At 63.3% G+C, this 20,394-nt stretch carries 17 protein-coding genes; 10 read left to right on the forward strand and 7 right to left on the reverse strand.

Annotated elements, in window-relative coordinates; translation table 11 throughout:
• The first annotated feature begins 235 nt into the window (after positions 1–235).
• From MSG32_RS01670 to MSG32_RS01680, 3 genes are all read left to right on the forward strand, one after another.
• Positions 236–1,495 (forward strand): D-amino acid dehydrogenase, encoded by a 1,260-nt coding sequence (locus MSG32_RS01670; RefSeq protein ID WP_248377177.1) that lies wholly within the window; start codon positions 236–238, stop codon positions 1,493–1,495.
• 136 nt (positions 1,496–1,631) lie between these two features.
• Positions 1,632–2,015, forward strand: a complete 384-nt coding sequence (locus MSG32_RS01675; RefSeq protein WP_248377179.1) for a RidA family protein — start codon at positions 1,632–1,634, stop codon at positions 2,013–2,015.
• A 267-nt stretch (positions 2,016–2,282) separates the two neighbouring features.
• A complete protein-coding gene (locus MSG32_RS01680; protein WP_248377181.1) occupies positions 2,283–3,509 on the forward strand; it encodes a LysR family transcriptional regulator in 1,227 nt (408 codons plus the stop codon).
• 149 nt (positions 3,510–3,658) lie between these two features.
• Here MSG32_RS01680 and MSG32_RS01685 read toward each other — a convergent pair whose 3' ends face one another.
• The 3 genes from MSG32_RS01685 to phhA form a co-directional block, all read right to left on the reverse strand.
• Complete coding sequence (locus MSG32_RS01685; protein WP_248377183.1) at positions 3,659–4,852, reverse strand: amino acid aminotransferase; 1,194 nt, start codon at positions 4,850–4,852, stop codon at positions 3,659–3,661.
• A gap of 1 nt (position 4,853) precedes the next feature.
• Positions 4,854–5,192 carry a 4a-hydroxytetrahydrobiopterin dehydratase gene (locus MSG32_RS01690; protein WP_054555480.1) on the reverse strand — a complete coding sequence of 113 codons (339 nt, stop codon included), beginning with the start codon at positions 5,190–5,192 and terminating at the stop codon, positions 4,854–4,856.
• 90 nt (positions 5,193–5,282) lie between these two features.
• A complete protein-coding gene (phhA, locus tag MSG32_RS01695) occupies positions 5,283–6,164 on the reverse strand; it encodes a phenylalanine 4-monooxygenase (RefSeq protein WP_248377185.1) in 882 nt (293 codons plus the stop codon).
• 412 nt (positions 6,165–6,576) lie between these two features.
• On the opposite strand from phhA, the gene MSG32_RS01700 reads away from it, so the two are divergent.
• Both MSG32_RS01700 and MSG32_RS01705 read left to right on the forward strand, forming a co-directional pair.
• Positions 6,577–8,130 carry a sigma-54-dependent transcriptional regulator gene (locus MSG32_RS01700; protein ID WP_043331281.1) on the forward strand — a complete coding sequence of 518 codons (1,554 nt, stop codon included), beginning with the start codon at positions 6,577–6,579 and terminating at the stop codon, positions 8,128–8,130.
• A gap of 336 nt (positions 8,131–8,466) precedes the next feature.
• Entirely contained in the window at positions 8,467–8,988 is a 522-nt protein-coding gene (locus tag MSG32_RS01705; protein ID WP_052384225.1) for a MarR family transcriptional regulator, read from the forward strand.
• A 164-nt stretch (positions 8,989–9,152) separates the two neighbouring features.
• On the opposite strand, the gene cfa is transcribed toward MSG32_RS01705, so the two are convergent.
• Together cfa and MSG32_RS01715 are read right to left on the reverse strand one after the other, a co-directional pair.
• Positions 9,153–10,331, reverse strand: coding sequence for a cyclopropane fatty acyl phospholipid synthase (gene cfa / locus MSG32_RS01710; protein WP_192837591.1), 1,179 nt, complete (start codon positions 10,329–10,331; stop codon positions 9,153–9,155).
• 514 nt (positions 10,332–10,845) lie between these two features.
• Positions 10,846–11,223, reverse strand: coding sequence for a hypothetical protein (locus tag MSG32_RS01715; protein ID WP_175088637.1), 378 nt, complete (start codon positions 11,221–11,223; stop codon positions 10,846–10,848).
• 428 nt (positions 11,224–11,651) lie between these two features.
• Here MSG32_RS01715 and fdhA point away from each other — a divergent pair, with 428 nt between their 5' ends.
• Both fdhA and argE read left to right on the forward strand, forming a co-directional pair.
• Complete coding sequence (gene fdhA, locus MSG32_RS01720; protein WP_054555477.1) at positions 11,652–12,860, forward strand: formaldehyde dehydrogenase, glutathione-independent; 1,209 nt, start codon at positions 11,652–11,654, stop codon at positions 12,858–12,860.
• A 231-nt stretch (positions 12,861–13,091) separates the two neighbouring features.
• Positions 13,092–14,330 carry an acetylornithine deacetylase gene (gene argE, locus MSG32_RS01725; protein ID WP_248377187.1) on the forward strand — a complete coding sequence of 413 codons (1,239 nt, stop codon included), beginning with the start codon at positions 13,092–13,094 and terminating at the stop codon, positions 14,328–14,330.
• 42 nt (positions 14,331–14,372) lie between these two features.
• Here argE and MSG32_RS01730 read toward each other — a convergent pair whose 3' ends face one another.
• Positions 14,373–15,311 carry a LysR family transcriptional regulator ArgP gene (locus MSG32_RS01730; RefSeq protein WP_225347025.1) on the reverse strand — a complete coding sequence of 313 codons (939 nt, stop codon included), beginning with the start codon at positions 15,309–15,311 and terminating at the stop codon, positions 14,373–14,375.
• A 135-nt stretch (positions 15,312–15,446) separates the two neighbouring features.
• On the opposite strand from MSG32_RS01730, the gene MSG32_RS01735 reads away from it, so the two are divergent.
• Both MSG32_RS01735 and hppD read left to right on the forward strand, forming a co-directional pair.
• Positions 15,447–16,052, forward strand: a complete 606-nt coding sequence (locus tag MSG32_RS01735; RefSeq protein WP_248377189.1) for a LysE/ArgO family amino acid transporter — start codon at positions 15,447–15,449, stop codon at positions 16,050–16,052.
• Positions 16,053–16,410: 358 nt separating this feature from the next.
• The gene (gene hppD, locus MSG32_RS01740) at positions 16,411–17,490 is read left to right on the forward strand and encodes a 4-hydroxyphenylpyruvate dioxygenase (RefSeq protein WP_216059963.1); all 1,080 of its coding nucleotides are present in this window, start codon (positions 16,411–16,413) and stop codon (positions 17,488–17,490) included.
• A 126-nt stretch (positions 17,491–17,616) separates the two neighbouring features.
• Here the strand turns inward: hppD and MSG32_RS01745 are convergent, their stop codons facing one another.
• Entirely contained in the window at positions 17,617–18,105 is a 489-nt protein-coding gene (locus tag MSG32_RS01745) for an Lrp/AsnC family transcriptional regulator (RefSeq protein WP_043331273.1), read from the reverse strand.
• A gap of 557 nt (positions 18,106–18,662) precedes the next feature.
• Here MSG32_RS01745 and MSG32_RS01750 point away from each other — a divergent pair.
• Positions 18,663–20,387, forward strand: a complete 1,725-nt coding sequence (locus tag MSG32_RS01750; protein WP_248377192.1) for a 2-isopropylmalate synthase — start codon at positions 18,663–18,665, stop codon at positions 20,385–20,387.
• Positions 20,388–20,394 lie beyond the last annotated feature (7 nt).

The following is a 20,394-nucleotide window of genomic DNA, read 5'->3' on the forward strand; positions in this document are numbered from 1 at the left end:
TTTGTTTTTTATCACTGCCATGACACGAAATTTACCTGCTTATTTTCTGATATAGAGTCTCATAACAGAATATTAACCGTGGTTTGCGCCTCTATACTGGATGCATTCAGGCCAAGCCACTGTGAGTCGCCTTGTCGACCGGTGTTGGCCTTCATCATCTTTATTCGCTGCCGAGTGCGCGAATACGCCCGTCATTTGCCGTGGGGCGCGGCTTGCAGTCATGGGGTAGGCCAACATGAAGATTCTTGTACTCGGTAGCGGCGTCGTCGGTGTCACCAGTGCCTATTATCTGGCGCGTCAGGGGCATGAGGTCACGGTCGTCGACCGTCAGGCCAGCCCGGCGATGGAAACCAGCTATGGCAACGCCGGTCAGGTCTCCTTCGGCTTCTCCTCGCCGTGGGCGGCGCCGGGCATTCCGCAGAAAGCCGTCAAGTGGATGTTCCAGGAGCATGCGCCGCTGAAGATCCAGCCGCGCATGGACCCGCAGATGGCCAAGTTCATGGTCAAGATGTTCGCCAACTGCAACGCCGACCGCTATGCCGTCAACAAGGAGCGCATGGTGCGGGTCTCCGAGTACAGCCGCGCCTGCATCAACGCCCTGCGCGAAGAGACCGGACTGCGTTACGAAGACCGTCAGAAGGGGCTGTTGCAGCTGTTTCGTACCCAGGCGCAGGTCGATGCCGTGCAGAGCGACATGAAGGTGCTGGCGGGCTGTGGCGTGCGCCACCAGCTGCTGGACGCCGACGCCTGTGCCACGGTGGAGCCCGCTCTCACCCGGGTACCGGGCAAGTTCATCGCCGGCCTGCACCTGCCGGATGACCAGACCGGCGATTGCCATCTGTTCACCAACCGGCTGGCGGATTACTGCCGTGACACCTTGGGCGTCAATTTCGTCTTCAATACCACCATTCAGCGCATCCAGCGCAGCGGCAGCCGCATCGAGAAGGTCATCACCGACCGTGGCGAGATGAGCGCAGACAGCTATGTGATGTGTCTGGGCAGCTACTCGCCGTTCCTGGCGCGTGATCTGGATCTGGACCTGCCGATCTATCCGGTCAAGGGCTACAGCCTGACCGTGCCGATCATCAATGCCGATGCCGCGCCGCAGTCCACCGTGATGGACGAGACCTTCAAGGTCGCGCTGACGCGCTTCGATGACCGTATCCGAGTCGGTGGCACCGCCGAGCTGGCCTCGTTCGATCTTTCCTTGATCGAGAAGCGCCGTGCGACCATCAACATGGTGGTGCGTGATGTATTCCCGGAAGCCGGTGACTATGCGCGGGCGGAATTCTGGGCCGGCCTGCGTCCGATGACGCCGGATTCCACGCCGATCATCGGTGGCACCAAGTACGACAATCTGTGGTTGAACACCGGGCACGGCACCCTGGGCTGGACCATGAGCTGCGGCAGTGCGAGTCTGTTGGCGGACCTGGTGGATGGTCGCAAGCCCACCATCGACCCCAACGGTCTCAGTCTTGGTCGCTACGCTGCCTGATGCTCGGCGCAGTGTCTGTGTCTGTATCTGTGACAGTGTCAGTGGCTGCGCCAGGGTCTGCCAGGCAGTGCGTACTGCCGTGTAGTCGTCTTTTTTCGAGTGTCTCTCCGTCAACTGATTGAACAAGGAATTGCGCATGACCAAGCAGATTATCTCTACCGAGTCCGCACCGGCTGCCATCGGCCCGTATTCCCAGGCGGTGCGCACGGGTAATCTGGTGTTCCTGTCCGGCCAGGTCCCGCTGGACCCGGCGACCATGGAAGTGGTGGAAGGCGGTTTTGAAGCCCAGGCAGACCAGGTGTTCCGCAATCTCAAGGCGGTGTGTGAAGCCTCCGGTGGCAGCCTGGATCAGCTGGTCAAGGTCAATCTGTTCCTGACCGACCTCAGCAACTTCGCCGTGGTCAACACGCTGATGGAGCAGTACTTCAGCCAGCCGTATCCGGCGCGTGCGGCCGTCGGCGTCAAGGAGCTGCCCAAGGGCGTGCTGTTTGAAGCAGAAGGTGTACTGGCACTCTCCTGATCGCTCGTCGATTGTCGGTCTGATCGACTGGCCGCTCTGAACCAGTGGCCGGTCTGAACGAACGACTGGCGTGAATCGATGCCTTGTCTCTCACTCCCCTCGCTGATTCATCAGCGGGGGGAGTGTCGTTTCAGGGGGGGGCGTGACGTCCTCTAGGCAGCTTGAGCGTGACATTTGGCGCCAGCATGATTAGCGTAAGGCTAAATAAGCCAGCGCCCAGCGCTGACTCTCGGAGCATCGCGGACGAACCCTTCAAGGAGCAATACCATGGCGCAGTCAGACACAGGCACCCGTGAACCCGGCATACGGCTGCGTCAGCTGGAAATGCTGTGGGCGGTGATCGAGTGTGGCTCGATGAAAGGCGGTGCCGCACAACTGGGGATCAGCGTGCCGGTGGTCTCGCGGGGCTTGGCACAACTCGAGCAGACGCTGGGATATTCGTTGTTTCTGCGCGAGGGTGGCAAGCTGGTGCCGACCCCGGAAGCCGAGCGCCTGACGCCATCACTCGCCCGGATGTTCAGTGCTCAATCCGAGCTCAGGCGACTGGCCTTCGGGCCGGGCAGCGGCAAGCGTCCGCGTCTCGTGCTGGCGGTCACACCTGGTCTGGAGGCCTTCAGTGCCGGTTGGCTGACGCGCATCGCGGCCAGTGAAGCCTTGAGTGAGTGGCTGCCCAGCCTGGAAGTGCTCGAGGTGTCACAGCATGATCTCGCCATCCGCGAGGGGCGGGTCGCGATGGCGGTGAGCCTGGAAGCACCGCCGGAGCCCCAGGGCGGCAAGCGTGCCAAGACGGCGGCGGCACGCGCCCGCGAGCTCAAGGCCAGCCTGCGTCAGCGCGCGCGCGAGGAGACGACTCTCATCGAAGGCGATGACGATGAGGCAAAGCCCGCCGCCAAGGCTGCCATGCCCGAGTTGGGGGATACGCCGGAGCTGCCGTTTGACGTCGAGGATGATGCGCACAATGCCGAAGGGACCGCTTCCCGCAGTGGGAAAAGTGAAGAGGCCAGTGACGAGGCGCAAGCCGAGGCACCGCCCGCGCTGAAGCTGCCCTTGATGCTGCTGTGGCCCTCACGCTGGCCGCTGCTGGACAAGCCGCTGACCCTTGCACGTCTCAATGAACGCCCCTTCGTGGATCTGCCGGAAACCAGCAGTCAGGGGCGCTTGATTCGTGGACTGCTCAAGCGTGAGCGCGTGACGCCGGCGAGTCTGCTGGAAGTCGCTACGCCGGCCAGCGCCGGGCGTCTGGCGCGCGCGGGCAGTGCCGCCACCATCATTGATGCGTTGTCGGCGCTGCAGGTGCTCGAGGATGCCAGAGGCGACCTGATCGGCCTGCCGCTCTCGATGCGCAGCGAGCGCTATCTGGAGCTCAAGTGGCAGTTGCCGACGGCCGAGGAAGGGGAGTCGCTGCACGCGGTACAGGCCTTGCTGATCAGCCTGCTCGAAGAGGAGGTGGCGGCGAGTCTTGCCCGCTTGCCGCTGGCGGACGAGGAAGGCTGATGGCGCAGGCGCAGGCGCAGGCGCCTGGCTGAAGCCTTGCCTCAGAGTAGAGAGCAGATCAGGCAACAGGCCGGACAACCGACCATTCAAGAAAAACCCCGCCGATTGGCGGGGTTTTTCTTGTCTTTCACGACAGCGCTCGCTCGGGCTCAGCCCTTGACGACGGTCGCGATGGCCTTGGCCACGTAGGGCAGGTTCTCGGTGGAGAAGCCGGCCACGTTGGCACGCCCGGAGCGCACCATGTAGATGCCGAACTCGTCACGCAGGCGATCGACCTGTTCCGGCGAAAGGCCGGTGTAGGAGAACATGCCACGCTGCTCGGCGATGAAGGCGAACTGCTCGTCCAGACCATACGGCTTGAGCGCCTCGACGAAGTCACGACGCAGGCCGTTGATGCGCTCACGCATCTCGGTCAGCTCGCTTTGCCACTCGCCGCGCAGGGTGTCGTCCTCGAGGATGTCGATGACCACCGCACCGCCATGAGCCGGCGGATTGGAGTAGTTTTCGCGCGCGGTGATCGCGGCCTGGGAGCGCACGTCGAGCATGCTCTCCTCGTCCTTTGCGATCAGGATCAGGCAACCGGTGCGCTCGCAGTAGATGCCGAAGTTCTTGGAGCAGGAGCTGGTGATGATGGCTTCATCGACATTCTCGGCCAGCAGGCGCACGCCGTAGGCGTCTTCTTCCAGGCCGTCACCGAAGCCCTGGTAGGCGAAGTCGATCAGCGGCAGCAGCTTGCGCGCCTGGACGACTTCCAGCACCTGGTCCCACTGCTCGCGGCTCAGATCGAAACCGGTCGGGTTGTGGCAGCAGGCGTGCAGCAGTACCACGTCACCTTCCGGGATGGTCTTGAGCGTCGTCAGCATGCCGTCGAAGTCGAGGCGGTTGTTCTCGTCGACATACGGGTAGCTGTGGCGCGTGACGCCTGCGGCGTCGAAGATGCCCAGGTGGTTCGGCCAGGTCGGGGTGGACAGCCAGATATCACGGCCCTTGAGGTTGCTGGCGATGAAGTCCGCGGCCAGACGCAGGGCACCGGTACCGCCGGGTGCCTGGGTGGCGCTGGCGCGATTGGCGGCCAGCACCGGCGACTCGGCGCCCAGCACCATCGGCAGTACGACCTTGCCGAAGCGCGGGTCACCGTGAGAACCGATGTAGGTCTTGGTGGCCTCGTTCTCGACCAGGCGGCTCTCGGCCTGCTTGACCGCACGCATGACCGGCGTATTGCCGTTGGCATCGCGATAGACGCCCACGCCGAGGTCGACCTTCTGCGGGTTGGTGTCCTTGTTGAAGGCTTCGATCAGGCCGAGGATGGCATCCCCGGGTACACGCGCAATCTGCTCGAACATCTTATTTCGCTACCTCGTCGGTTCTGGCGGCCATGATGAAATCGTTCTTGTGCAGACCCTTCATCTCGTGGGACCACCAGGTCACGGTGACCTTGCCCCACTCGGTGAGAAGTGCCGGGTGGTGCCCGACTTCCTCGGCAATCTCGCCTACGCGATTGGTGAATGCCAGTGCCTGCTTGAAGTTGCGGAACGTGAAGCACCGTTCCAGTTGCATGATGCCATCGCGATTGAGCAACTGCCACTCGGGAATGGCGGTCTTGAGCGTCTCGATGTCGCTATCGCTGACCTTGGGCGCATCGAAGCTGCAGGCTTCACAGGACTGTCTGGCGAGTTCGGTCATGTCACTATTCTCCGGCTTGAGGAAAGAGGGGGCTGGTGAAAAGGCGTACCCCTTGGGGCAAGGGCGTCGGTGCGATCAGCGTCTGTGCGATCAACGTGGTGGGAAGCGCGGCGTCTTGAGGCCGAGAGCCATCGCCTCGTGGACCAGCGCCATGATGTCGCGACTGGCGAGCTCATGCAGATCGTCCAGTGACTCAAGGACATAGTAGAGCGGCTGCAGGATGTCGATGCGATACGGGGTGCGCAGTGCCTCGACGGCATCGAAGGGCAGATGCGCGGGGCGCTCGAGACTGTCCGCAAGCTCACCCAGGGCGTAGCGGGTCTCGCGCGGCGAGGAGATGATGCCGCCGCCGTAGAGGCGCAGGGCGCGACTGCCATCGGGTTGAGTCTCGCGCAGCATGCCGAATTCCACCGTCATCCAGTAGAGGCGGGCCAGATAGACGCGCTCTTCCTTGCTGGCGGCGAGACCGAGGCGTCCGTAGGTGGCGGTGAACTCGGCGAAGGCGGGGTGGGTGAGCATCGGGCAGTGGCCGAAGATCTCGTGGAAGATGTCCGGCTCCTGCAGGTAGTCGAGTTCTTGCGGGGAGCGGATGAAGGTGGCGACCGGGAAGCGCCGCTCGGCGAGCAACTCGAAGAAGCGCGTGAAGGGGATCAAGGCCGGCACGCGAGCGGTTCGCCAGCCGGTGGCGGCCTCGAGGACACGATCGATCTCGCCAAGCTGGGGGATGCGGTCCTCTGGCAGGGCAAGGCGCTCGAGCCCTTGCCGATACTCGCGACAGACACGCCCCTCGACCAGCGCCATCTGGCGCGCCATCAATGTCTGCCAGGTGGCGTTTTCCTGATCGCTGTAATGGATCCGGCCCCGGGCATCCGGCTCATGGGCCACGTAGCGGGTGCCCTTGGCCTTGGTTTGCGAGCCGGGCTGAGCTTCCTGGGATGTCTGTGGCCAATGACGACCCTGCGGTGCGTTCATGCATCCTCCCCAACCAGATGGCGGCGCTGCCGAGCAGGCTGCCGTGTTGTCATTATGGCGTACATGCCAGTCCTTGCATGTCGATGACAACGCTAGGCCTTGTCGGGTGGCGTTGACCAGTGGTCAGGCGTGGCTCTGCGCCGCAGATAACGCTGCGTTGGCGCGTATCTTGTCACATAATTGTGACACTGGAGCGGTAATCGGGCGCATTCAGTGCCATTCGGGCGCTCATGCACTGCTGTGTCGCCGTCTTTTGTAAGGAATGCTTTACGACGTTTTTGATAACGCTTACGTTAACGTCACTCAGCCGCCCGTCGCCAAGCCGTCCGTCACTCGAGCGGCGCCGCCAGGCCGGCGACACCATTTCGATGACAATGCCAACAAGAATTCCAACGACAATGCCGAGAACGCCATGCGCCTCAAACTGACCTGCCAGAATCGAATCGGGATTCTGCGCGATATCCTGGCCCCCTTTGCCGATTACGGCCTCAACGTGCTGCGCGGTGAGGTCGGTGGGGAGGCCAACAACTCTATCTATCTGCATGTGCCCAACATGCTGCGCATGCAGCTCTCGACCCTGAAGCCGACCCTCGAGGAGATTCCCGGGGTCTTCAAGGTCAGTCGTGTCAGTCTGATGCCCACCGAGCGACGCCATCTGGAGCTCAATGCACTGCTGTCATCGCTGTCAGACCCGGTGATGTCCATCGACATGGATGGGCGCGTGGTGGCGGCCAATCGCGCGGCGGGCAAGTTGCTCGGAGTGCGCATCGATGAGGTGCCGGGGCTGGCGCTGACGCGTCATGTCCAGGATGTCGACCTGCCGGAACTGATCCGGCGCAACAATGCCCGCGTCAATGGCCTGCGCCTGCGGGTGGGGGAGGAGACCTTCCTCGCCGATATCGCGCCACTGCACACCGAGAATGAGGATGTCGCCTCGCTGGCGGGCGCCGTGGTCACCCTGCATCGTGCAGACCGCCTGGGCTCGCGTATCTATCAGATCCAGCGCACCGAGGTGCGCGGCTTCGAAGCGATATTCCAGGCGAGCCGTCAGCTGTCGGCGGTGGTCAAGGAGGCTCGCCGCATGGCACCGCTGGATGCGCCGCTCTTGATCGAGGGCGAGACCGGCACCGGCAAGGAGCTGCTGGCGCGGGCCTGCCACCTGGCTAGCCCCCGCGGCCAGGCCCCCTTCATGGCGCTCAATTGCGCGGGGCTGCCGGAGTCGATGGCCGAGACGGAGCTGTTCGGTTACGCCCCGGGCGCCTTCGAGGGCGCACGGCCGGAGGGCAAGCTGGGCCTGCTGGAGCTGACCAGCGGCGGCACCATCTTCCTGGATGAGGTCGGCGAGATGAGTCCGCGCATGCAGGTCAAGCTGCTGCGCTTTTTGCAGGACGGCGGTTTCCGACGTGTCGGCAGCGATGAGGAGACCTTCCTCGATGTGCGCGTGATCTGCGCCACTCAACAGGACCTGCCGGCACTGTGCAGCGAAGGGCGCTTCCGCCACGATCTCTTCCATCGCCTCAATGTGCTGTGTGTGCAGATTCCGCCGCTCAGGGAATGTCTGGATGGGCTCGAGGAGCTGGCGCGGCATTTCCTCGAGCGGGCGGTGCGCCAGATCGGCGCTCGCGTGCGGGATATCTCGCCCGAGGCCATGGCGCGCCTGCAGGGCTATCACTGGCCGGGCAACGTGCGTCAGTTGGAGAACGTGCTGTTCCAGGCCGTCTCGCTGTGCGATGGCGAGGTGATCGAGGCGCAGCATCTGCGCCTGACCGGCGAGGCGCGTGATGAGGGGCTGGACAACATCGACCTGACCGGCAGCCTGGGCGATATTCATGACGAGGTCGAACGGCGCATCCTGGCGCATCTCTACCCCGAGTATCCGTCCAGCCGATTGCTGGCCAAGCGTCTGGGGGTCTCGCATACCACCATCGCCAACAAGCTCAAGCGTCACGGCATCGCGCAGGAATGACCGGCGGCGCTGGTGATGGCGGGAGAGAAGAGGCAGCAGGGCGAGAGGAAAGCAGACGAGCCGCAAAAGGAGAAAGAGGAGAAGGGGAAGAAGACAGGCAAGAAGACAGAGACGGAGAGGCGCTTAAATGCGTGTTTGAATATCGGAATTGGTGAATTGTTTTGCTCGCTAATAAAGGGTATGATCCCCCATATTGTTAGCAAGCTAATATAGATGGCGTCTGATATCGGCGGCAACAGCCGCCCTGACGCCGCACCAATCAAGGCTCTCGTGGGTCTTCCGCTCAGTACCGATGAGGGGGAGTGTCATGGGAGCCTTCATGTCGAGAGATGATACATGAACGCACATTCTCCGGGGACGGATTCGACACAGGAAATCCCGTTTCACGAGCAGATCAAGCCCTCGCTGGGTGGCCAGGTCGGCCGGGTCCACCGTCTATGGCGCACCGCCATCACCAGCGCGGTGCGTAGCCTGGACATGACGGAATCGCGCTGGACGGTTATGGTCCATCTGGAAAAGCTCGGCGAGGGCTGTACCCAACAGATGCTGGCCAGCGAGCTGGGCATCGAGATGCCGTCGCTGACGCGCACCCTCAACCAGCTCGAGGCTCAGCAGCTGATCGCGCGCGTGCCGCACGAGACCGACAAGCGGGCGCGTTGCCTGTGGTTCACCGAGCAAGGCCGCCAGTGCCTGACCCAGTTGACGGAGCGCATCGAGCGAGTGCGTGCCGAGCTGTACGTCGGCTTCGATGACGAAGCGCTCAATGCCTTCGCCCGCACTCTGCTCCAGTTTGAAGACAATGCCAGTGCCAGCATCGCGCGCTCCCAGGCTGAATATCAGCGGAGTCGTCAGGGGTGACATCCGATCAGCGCTTTCGGCGCTGGTCGCTGTCTGCAGCGCGATGCTGCTGATCTACCTGATGCATGCGCTGCTCAATCGTTTCGCGGCGACGCGTCTGATTCGCCCCGCCGCTTGAGGCAGTCGTCGCTGGTCGAGACTGCCAGCGCCCCGCGAGCGGCAAATCAGCGTGGCGCGTCGTAGCGCCCTGCGGTGCCGTGGGTGAACACCACCTGCCACAGCTGCAGCTGGCGGGCGCGGAAGGCGCCTGCGCAGGCGCCGAGATAGTACTCGAACATGCGCTTGTCGCGCGGTGAATAGGTATCGGCCAGCTCATGCCAGTGCTGGTCGAGATTGGCGCGCCACGCCATCAATGTCGGGTCGTAGTCGGCGCCGAAATTGTGCCAGTCCTCCATCACCAGATGCGCTTCGCTGGCGCGTACCAGCTGGCTGGCGCTGGGCAGCACGCCATTGGGGAAGATATAGCGGTTGACCCAGGGGTCGGCCGAGATATCACTCTGGTTGGATCCGATGGTATGCAGCACGAAGCGTCCGCCGGGACGCAGCAGGTGCGCGGCATGGGCAAAGTAGGTGGCGTAGTTCTTGTGGCCGACGTGTTCGAACATGCCAATCGAGGCGATGGCATCAAAGCTGCCCACCGTGCGCCGGAAGTCAGGGTCGCGATAGTCCTTGAGCAGTATTTCCACCGGTAGCCCTGCGCAATGCTCGCGCGCCAGCGCGGCCTGCTCGGCGGAGATGGTGATGCCGACGACCTCCACGCCGTAATGGCGCGCGGCGTAGGCGGCAAGGCTCCCCCAGCCACAGCCGATATCCAGCAGGCGCATGCCGGGCGCCAGCCCCAGCTTGCGACACACCAGATCCAGCTTGGCCTGTTGCGCCTTGCCCAGGTTCTCCGCACTCACCGGCAGGTCTTTCCAGTAGCCGCAGCTGTAGCACAGGGTGTCATCCAGCATGCGCGTGAAGAGGTCATTGCCGAAGTCATAATGCACCTTGCCGACCACGCCGGCGCGGCGGCGGCTCTGCAGGTTGATCACCCCGGCCTGCAGGCGATAGGCGATGCGCTCGCTGGTGGTGTGGGCGCGGCTGCCCAGGCCATGTCGCAGCAGGCGACAGATCATCTCGTCGATCTGCTCACAGTCCCACCAGCCTTCCATATAAGCCTCGCCCAGTCCCAGGCTGCCTTGCTGCAGTACCCGCCGGAAGAGGTCCGGATGGCGAACGCGAATGTCCCAGGGATCAGGCCCATTGAGCCTGACGCCGGAACCTGCCAGCAGATGTTCGACGGTGCGTCGATGACGGGTGTCGGGGAGTGCAACGGGGGCCAGGCGTTGTTCGATACTCATGGAAAAGCCTCCTTGACGGCGCGCGGGCGCAGAGAGTCCTGATGGGTTCGTCATGGCGTATGGCAGTGATCGACAGCCCTCGGGCGATAGGGCTGTCGAACGTCTCGCATGGCAATGCGCGAGCTTCATGCTGCGAGGTGCATGCAGCGAGGTTGCAGGGTCAGCGTCCGAGTCGCCACTGTCGTGCCACCCGGGCGGCGGGGGCTCTCTCTTCACCAGTTCCACATGGCGATCAGGGGCAGCGCTGGGACAGCTTTCGTCTCAGCATAGTCAAGAGTCGTCTAATGCGGTGACGCAATTGACTGATTTGTGGGGCAACCGATGGTTGCGCCCTCGGAACTCAAGTGCCGCAATGCCGGTTTCCCTGGGTTATCGCCTGGTGTCGGAACGCAAGAAAGCCGCCCCTGGGGGCGGCTTTCTGACGGATGCTGCGCTTTCGCTTTCGCCGTCGTTGCGACTTTCGCTTTCGCGTTCGAGCGCGCTGTCAGGTCACGCTACCTGACGGGGGAACGCCTCAGCGGCAGCGCACGGTCCAGACGACCTTGTAGCCTTCGCCTTCATGGGTGGCGGCAGCCATTTCGGTGTCTTCATTGACGGTGCCACCTTCCAGCTGGTCATTGCCATCGGCGGCCTTGGCGGTAGCGTCGTGCGGGCCGAAGACGCGCGAGTCGAGCACATCGTACTTGTCGCGGTCCTGCTCTTCACACACCTCGAGCGCGCGTTCCTTGACCTGTGCGATGGCATCATCGCGGTCTTCATCGACGGCGCTGACTTCGTAGCGCGTGTCCTGCTTCTCGATCACGCTGGTGTTGCCGCAACCGGCGATGAAGGCGGAACCGACGATGGCCAGGGTCATGCAGGAATTGCGCAGGGCGTTGGATGTCAGGGTCATGATCTCTCCTTGAAGTGTCTTTCAGAGCTGTCTTCCAGAGCCGCCGTAAGCGGGCTCGGGTCGCAATGTCTGTCGTCAAGATGACGCTGACATCAGTACTGGGGGGTATGGGCGCGTGCTTCAAGTGTCGAGATGCATCGACGCTGACTGTCGCCTGCCGCCAACAGCAGAGGCGCGAGGGCACTGGCGAGTGGGCTTGCGGGCAACCGAAGTGACACTTTGGTCGTGAACTGTCTCATTTAGGCATGTCGATGCCTCATCTGGACAGCCAACCTGTGACAACTGACCTAGTCTGCATAAGCCCTACCGGTTGGACGCCACCGACCGGGGGCTGGTGGCCGATGCAGGAGAAGTGACGGGCAGCGCAAGCCAGCTTGTCTGCCTGTCGCCGGCCACCTGCCAAACCCCATGCCAGCCAGGAGCACGTCATGTCAGCCAATGCCAATCGCGGAGTCGTATACCAGGGAGCGGGGAAGGTGAGTGTCGAATCACTGGACTATCCGACCCTGGCGCTGGGAAATCGCAAGTGTGAACACGGGGTCATTCTCAAGGTCGTCTCGACCAATATCTGCGGCAGTGATCAGCACATGGTGCGTGGCCGCACCACGGCGCCTCAGGGTCTGGTACTGGGCCACGAGATCACCGGTCTGGTCGTCGAGGCCGGGCGCGATGTGGAATTCATCAAGGTCGGTGACATCGTCTCGGTCCCCTTCAACATTGCCTGCGGCCGCTGCCGCAACTGCAAGGAAGGCAAGACGGGGATCTGTCTGAACGTCAATCCGGCGCGTCCCGGCGCGGCCTACGGCTATGTCGACATGGGCGGCTGGACTGGCGGTCAGACAGATTACGTCATGGTGCCCTATGCCGACTTCAACCTGCTCAAGTTCCCGGATGCCGACCAGGCGATGGAGAAGATCCGTGATCTGACGCTGCTGTCCGATATCTTCCCCACCGGCTTCCACGGCTGTGTGACCGCGGGTGTCGGGCCGGGCTCCACTGTGTATATCGCGGGCGCCGGGCCGGTCGGGCTGGCGGCGGCCGTGTCCGCCCAGCTGCTGGGGGCGGCCTGTGTCATCGTCGGCGACATGATCCCCGAGCGTTTGCAGCAGGCCGAGAGCTTCGGCTGCGAGACCATCGATCTGCGTCAGGAAGGCTCGATGGAAGACAAGGTCGAGGTGATTCTCGGCGAGCGCGAAGTGGATTGCTTCGTCGATTGCGTCGGCTTCGAGGCGCATGGCTGTGGTTGTGACCACGGCCGCGAGCAGCCGGCCACGGTGCTCAACTCGGCAATGGCGCTGACGCGTGCCGGCGGCCAGATCGGCATTCCTGGGCTTTATGTCACCGAAGACCCGGGCGCCGAGGATGAGGCCGCCAAGGTCGGGGCGCTGTCGATGCGCTTCGGGCTGGGCTGGGCCAAGTCCCACTCGCTGCACACGGGCCAGTGTCCGGTGATGAAGTATCACCGTCCGCTGATGCAGGCGATCCTGTTCGGGCGCGTCAATATCGCCGATGCGGTCAATGTGCAGGTCATCAGTCTGGAAGAAGCGCCGCAGGGCTATGCTGACTTCGATGGCGGCGCTGCCAAGAAATTCGTCATCGATCCCCACGCCATGGTGCGCAACGGCCGTGCCGCCTGATGCCATCACGGCCTGAATTCCGCCCGTAGCGGAGTTCTGTCGCCACAGACGACGCCGCCACGCCCTCTGATCGGGTGTGGCGGCGGCGTCTTTTTTGAAGCGTGCCTGTCAGTCGGATGTTGCAGCCAGGCCCTTGTTGTCGAAGAAGCGCTGCGCTATACCGGTGAGCATATGAGGCCAGCGCGCTGCGCGTGGTGCTCTCCGCTCTGATGTCTCTGCACAGGAATGCCCATGTCCGCTCCAGCGTCCCCCATCGCCAATACCGCCAGCCTGATGCCACAGCACGCCGATTTCTCCGACTGGCCCAACAGCCGCGACTGGCTGGCGCATCTGGTCAGCTTCAATACCGTGTCGCGCGAGTCGAATCTGGCGTTGATCCATTGCCTGCGCGACGCCCTGGAAGTGGTCGGCGTCAGTGCCGAGGTCATCCACAATGATGGCGGCTACAAGGCCAATCTGCTGGCGGTGATCGGGCCGGAAGTCGAGGGTGGTGTGGTGCTCTCCGGGCACACCGATGTGGTGCCGGTGGAGGGTCAGGCCTGGGACAGTGATCCCTTCACGCTGCGTGAAGCCGAGGGTCGCCTTCATGGGCGCGGTTCCGCCGACATGAAGGGCTTCATCGCCTGCTGCATGGCGGCGGTGCCGGCACTGGTGAATGCCCAGCGTGCGGGTACGCTGAAAAAGCCGGTGATTCTTGCCTTCTCCTATGACGAGGAGATCGGCTGTCTGGGGGCGCCGCGCATGATCGCGCGCCTGCGTGACCGCCTGCCGCGTCCGGCGGCGGTGCTGGTGGGCGAGCCGACCATGATGGCGATCGTCGATGCCCACAAGGGCATCACCGATCTGCGCACCACGGTGACCGGCAAGCCGTCGCATTCCAGCCTGGTCTATCAGGGAGTGAGTGCCATCCATCTGGCGGCGCGCATGGTGACCTTCATCGAGGATCGCATGCAGGCGCGCATCGACTGCGGCCATCTGGACGAGCGCTTCGATGTGCCCCACGCCAGCCTGCACGTCGGGCGTATCGAGGGCGGCACGGCGGTCAACATCACCGCCGGGGAGTGCATCTTCGACTGGGAGCTGCGCCATCTGCCGGGCGAGGATGTCGAGGCGATGCTGGCGGAGATCGATGCCCACGCCGAGCGTCTGGTCGCTCCCTATCGTGAGCGGGCGCCAGAAGTGACGATTCGTAGCGAACGCACGGTGGAAACGGTGCCGTCACTCGGGCATGGCGATCGGGACCCGGCCATTCGCCTCTGCCAGCGTCTGCTGGGCGATGAGCGGGCCAGCGAGGCCGTGGCGTACACCACCGAGGCGGGACAGTTCCAGAGCGAAGGCTGGCCGACGGTGGTCTGCGGGCCAGGCTCCATCGGGGTCGCGCATCAGGCCAATGAGTACATCGAGCTCAGCCAGCTGGCGGCCTGTGATCGCTTCCTGGCCCAGCTGGTGCGTGAGCAACAGGGCGGCTGAGCCCCCTTTTTGCCGGGCCTGATGCACGACTGACACGTGATCTCACAGCATGCCGGGGCGGGGCGTCTCCTGCTCCGGCATCGGGCGCAATGTCGTGGCACATTCCCGCAGCAGGTGGTCGGTGAGCTTGTCCAGCGTGCTGCCACCGTGGCGCCAGTGATGCCAGTAAAGCGGTACATCGAGGGCATGGTTCGGCGCGATATCCACCAGCTCACCACTGGCCAGCAGATGCGCCGCCTGCTGCTCGGGAATCATGCCGTAGCCCATGCCGCTCAAGGCCAGACGCACGAAACCCTCCGACGACGGGCATAGGTGGTGGGGGAAGGGCTCATCGAAGCCCATGGTCGACAACAGCCGGTGCTGCAGGCGGTCATCACGGCCATAGACGATGGCGGGCATGCTGCGCAGGGTCTCGGCCGGCATAAGGGGCGGGATGGCGTGGCCTTTCTTCGCGATATGGCGCTGCACGAAGTCCGGGCTGGCCAGCGCCCGATAGCGCATGCTGCCCAGCGGGTGGGAGCGCGCACCCTGCACCGGGCGTGGCGTGGCACAGATGCAGCCCGCGACTTCTCCGTCGCGCATGCGCCTGAGCGCCACTTCCTGATCCTCCACCAGCATGTCCAGCAACAGGTCACGCTCGCGACAGAAACTGCCGGTGACGGTCGGCCACCAGGTGGCCAGCGAATCGGCATTGATGGCGATGCGCAGTCGCTGCTCGCTCTCGCCGAGGGCGGGAATCTGGTCGAGCAGATCATGCTCCAGCAGACGCACCTGCTGGACATGATTGAGCAGGCGCCGCCCGAGCGGTGTCGGCCCCAGCCGCGGTGTACGCACCAGTACCGGCTGCCCCAGCCGTGCCTCCAGCAACTTGATGCGCTGCGAGACCGCTGACTGCGTCAGCCCCAGTGCTCGCGCCCCGCGTTCAAAGCCCGCCTGATCGATGACGGCCGCCAGCGCCTCCAGCAGTTTATAGTCCAGCATCAGTATTCCTTATGATCCATTCCCTGAATCAATTTCCTTGATGGATTCATCCTAGCGTACTCTGCCTGCCTCAGCACTGACTGCCGTGGTATGCACCGTCAGTCACGGCAACGACACGACGAAAGGACAGGCGATATGTGGTGGTCATTCTTCAATGGGGCAGGGGTAGGCGCAGGCTTGATCATCGCCATCGGGGCGCAGAACGCCTTCGTGTTGGGACAGGGTCTCAAGCGCGAGCATCAATGGTGGGTCGCGGGACTCTGCGCGCTGTGCGATGGCGTGCTGATCATCGCCGGCGTGCTCGGGCTGGGCGCGCTGATGCAGCAATCGTCGCTGTTGATGAGCATTGCCCGCTGGGGAGGGGTGGCGTTTCTGCTCTGGCAGGCACTCAAGGCGTTGGGGCGCATGCGCACTGGCGGCCAGCTGACGGCGAGCAACGCGCTCAAGGCCAATCTCGGCAAGGTGCTGGCGGCAACGTTGGCCGTCACGCTGCTCAATCCCCAGGTCTATCTGGATACGCTGGTGATGCTGGGCGCGATCGGCGCGCAACAGCCGTCCCCGCAAAGCTTCATCGTCGGGGCGAGCCTGGCCTCCTTCGGCTGGTTCTTCGGCCTGGTGACATGTGCCGGTTGGCTGGCACCACGTCTGACCAGTCCGCGTGCCTGGCAGGTCATCGAGGCCTTCATCGCCACGATTCTGCTGTGGGTGGCCTGGCAACTGGGCAGCGGTGCCTGGCTCTAGCGGCCAACGCAAGACGGGCAAGAGGCAACAGCAGGCGTGACGCGCCGATAGGTGTAAAGAAAGCATGACGCAGTGTCAGGCGCTGGCGGCAGTGGGAGCGCCCCGAGTGGGCAGTGTCGAGATGGCCGTCAGCGCCATGGCAGGGTTTCGTTACATGTCTGGCGTGGGAAGAGGCCGGACACGGCACCAATGCAGGCGCAAGGCGCATGGGCAGGGCGGCAGGCAAGGCATAGATTTCCGATAACGGAATCGGGACACGGCAGGTGATGCGCGCGATGCGTTCGCCTGTCGTGAAGGATGTTGCCCGCCTTTTCTCTACCTTGCCTGCCTTGTCGGCAGCCTGACTCAGGAGCCTCCCATGAACGCACCGGCACGTATCGAACAGCACAATCCCATCGGCACGGACGGCTTCGAGTTCGTCGAATTCACGGCCCCGGATGCGGCCGGCATCGATGCCCTGCGCAAGTTGTTCAACCAGCTCGGATTTACCGAGACCCGTCGCCATCGCTCCAAGCAGGTGTTCCTGTTCCAGCAGCACGGCATCAATGTGGTGCTCAACGCCGAGCCGAACAGCCCGGCGGCGGAATTCGCGGCGATCCACGGCCCGAGTGCCTGTGCGATGGCCTGGCGCGTGGCGGATGCCGAGCAGGCGCATCGCTACGCACTGGCGCACGGTGCGCGCAGCGTCGAGCATCCGGTCGGGCCGGGCGAGGTGGGCATCCCCGCGGTGCAAGGCATCGGCGGTTCGGTGCTGTACTTCGTGGACCATCACCGCGAGCGCTCGATCTACGATACCGACTTCGTCGCCATCGACGGCGCAATCGAGAATGCCAACAGTGTCGGCCTGCATACGCTGGATCACCTGACCCACAATGTCGGGCGTGGCCAGATGGATGTGTGGGCCGACTTCTATGCGCGTATCGCCAACTTCCGCGAGATCCGCTATTTCGATATCGAAGGCAAGATGACCGGGCTCTTCTCGCGCGCGATGACGGCGCCCTGCGGCAAGATGCACATTCCCATCAACGAGTCAGCGGATGATGACTCCCAGATCGCGGAATTCATCCGCGAATACCATGGCGAAGGTATCCAGCATCTGGCGATGGCGACGGATGATATCCATGCCACCGTCAAGGCGCTCAAGGCCAATGGCGTCACCTTCCTGACCACGCCGGCCACCTATTATGAGAAGGTCGATGCGCGGGTGCCCAATCATGAAGAGAATGTCGAGGACCTCAAGGCATTGAACCTGCTGGTCGATGGCGCGCCGGGGGAGGGCATTCTGTTGCAGATATTCACCGAGACGGTGATCGGGCCGATCTTCTTCGAGATCATCCAGCGCAAGGGCAACGATGGTTTCGGCGAGGGCAACTTCAAGGCGCTGTTCGAATCCATCGAGGAAGACCAGATCCGCCGCGGCATCATCGGTGGCGAGTGATCCACCCATTCCGGCACGCCCTGATCAGGGCGTGATCACGATGGCATCTTCAGCAACACGAAAGCCCCGTCGGCTATCACCGACGGGGCTTTCATGTTGATGAAGGCTTGATTCAGGCAGTCAGGCTCAGGAGGTCGTCGGGACGCGTTGGTGATCGATCACCTGACGCAGCACGAAGCTTGAATGCACGCCGGTCACACCTTCGATCCGCGTGATCTGCTTGAGCAGCAGGTCGTGATAGTCATCCATGTCCTTGACCACCACCTTGAGCTGGTAGTCGGCTTCCTGGCCGGTGATCAGCAGGCATTCCATCACCTGGGGCAGCGAGGCGATGGTGTCCTCGAAGTTGGTGAAGCGCTCCGGGGTGTGGCGGTCCATCGAGATATGCAGCAACGCCATCAGGCTGAGTCCCAGCTTGCGGGCATCTATCTGGGCGCGGTAGCCGGTGATCATGCCGCTTTCTTCCAGCGCACGGACACGGCGCAGGCAGGGCGACGGGGACAGGCCGATGCGCTCCGCGAGTTCCTGATTGCTGATGCGACCCGAGTGCTGAAGCTCGTCAAGAATGCGACGGTCGAAGCGGTCCAGTGTCGGGAGAGGAATATTCTGGCTCATTTTCGCAATCCATTAGCGGTGAAGATGTGAATGGTGAAATAATCTGCTTTTAAGATGGCGATGTCATGTGGTTTTCGCAATCGTCCGCCCTGATATGCGGCATATACTGTAATCACTGCTCAGCGATGAAGACGCCCGTTCGGGTCGTGGCTGTCGCATGACACGACGTACGACGCGAACGACAGACCTGAGCAGGATGAGCCACCGGCGCTGGCGACACGCCTCTTGCAACCGGTGAACGCGGAACGCAGTCGGCTTCTGATCGAAGCGAGGCTGCCGAAAGGGCTCTGGTGGTGATCCCACCGTCCTTCTCTCCGCGCTGGAGACCGTGATCCGGTCCCGGAGCTTGCGGCGGGCAGTGACGTTACGCTGCCCCCGACTTGCTTGCTTGCCCTGCTGACGGCAAGCTTTCGGATGCAAGGCCTTCACGCCTTCGTCATCTCACATTTACTCAGGCGCCCCGATTGGGACACTGTTGAGTGCGAAAGGTGCCATCGATCTCCCGTATCGGGCCTCGATTGCCGGTTTTTCGCACCCAGACCGCCAAGGACACGACCATGACTGCTGCATCCACGCCAAGTGCTGCCTTCGACCACACCAAATATCGCCCCGTGACCCCTGTTGCACTGACCGACCGCCAGTGGCCGTCGCGTATCGTGACCCAGGCGCCGCTATGGGCGAGTGTCGACCTGCGTGATGGCAATCAGGCGCTGCTCGAGCCGATGACGGTCGAGCAGAAGAAGCTGATGTGGAAGCTGCTGGTCAAGATCGGCCTCAAGGAGATCGAAGTCGGTTTCCCCTCCGCCAGCCAGCTCGATTTCGACTTCGTGCGCTGGTTGATCGAGGAAGACCAGGTTCCGGAAGGCGTCAGCATCCAGGTGCTGGTGCAGGCGCGTGAGCATCTGATCGCGCGTACCTTCGAGTCGCTGGTCGGTGCGCGTGATGCCGTCGTTCACGTCTACAACTCCACCTCCACCGTGCAGCGTGAGCGGGTGTTCGAGATGGACCGTGACGGCATCAAGGCCATCGCCGTCGAGGGCGCACAGCTGGTCAAGGACTACGCCGAGCGCTACCCGGACACCAACTGGGTGTTCCAGTACTCGCCGGAGAGTTTCACCTCCACCGAGATGGATTACGCCGTCGAGGTATGTGAAGCGGTGATGGATGTCTGGCAGCCGACGCCGGAAAAACGCTGCATCCTCAATCTGCCGGCCACGGTGGAAGTGGGCCCGGCCAATCACTTCGCCGACCAGGTCGAGTACTTCATCAAGCACCTGAGCCGTCGTGACTGCGCGATCATCTCGCTGCACACCCACAACGACCGCGGTGGCGCTGCTGCCGCCGCCGAACTTGGCCTGCTGGCCGGCGCTGATCGCATCGAAGGCACCCTGTTGGGCAACGGTGAGCGCACCGGCAACATGGACCTGATCACCCTGGCGATGAACCTCTACAGCCAGGGCATCGATCCGGAGCTGGATCTCTCCAACCCGGACGAGATCATCCAGGTCTACACCGAGTGCACCAATCTGCCGGTTCACCCGCGTCACCCGTGGGTCGGCGAGCTGGTCTACACCGCCTTCTCCGGCAGCCACCAGGACGCCATCCGCAAGTGCCTCAAGAAGCAGCAGCCTGACGAGCCGTGGCAGGTCGCCTATCTGCCCATCGACCCGCAGGACCTGGGCCGCGACTTCCAGGCGGTGATCCGCGTCAACAGTCAGTCCGGCAAGGGTGGCATGGCCTTCCTGCTCGAGCGCGATCATGGCATCAGCCTGCCGCGCTGGATGAGTCTCGAGCTTGCGCCGCACGTGCAGAAGGCCAGCGAGCAGGTCAGTGGTGAGCTGTCCAGCGACCAGATTCGCGCGATTCTCGATGCCAGCTTCAAGCGTGAGGCGCCGCTGAGTCTCAAGGGCTATCGTCTGGATCGTGAAGGGGCCGAGCAGCTCACCGCGACGCTGGTCGATGACAAGGGCGAGCAGATCGCGCTGGCCGGTGAAGGCAACGGTGCCATCTCCGCCTTCATGGATGCCTGGCAGCGTCACACCGGTTCCACCGTCAGCGTGGTGGACTACGGTGAGCACGCCCTCGGCGAAGGCAGCGATGCTGTCGCGGTGGCCTTCGTGATGCTCAACCTGGATGGCAAGCGTGTCTGCGGCATGGCCGAGGATGGCGATACCGTGAGCGCGTCGCTCAAGGCCGTGCTGTCGGCGGTCAATCGCGGCCTGGAAAGCAGTGCACGCAGCGAAGCGGAACGTGCCGAGGAAGCCGGCCCGGTCGCTGTCTGACGACAAC

This window comes from Cobetia sp. 1CM21F, assembly GCF_023161745.1.
Lineage (GTDB): Bacteria > Pseudomonadota > Gammaproteobacteria > Pseudomonadales > Halomonadaceae > Cobetia > Cobetia amphilecti.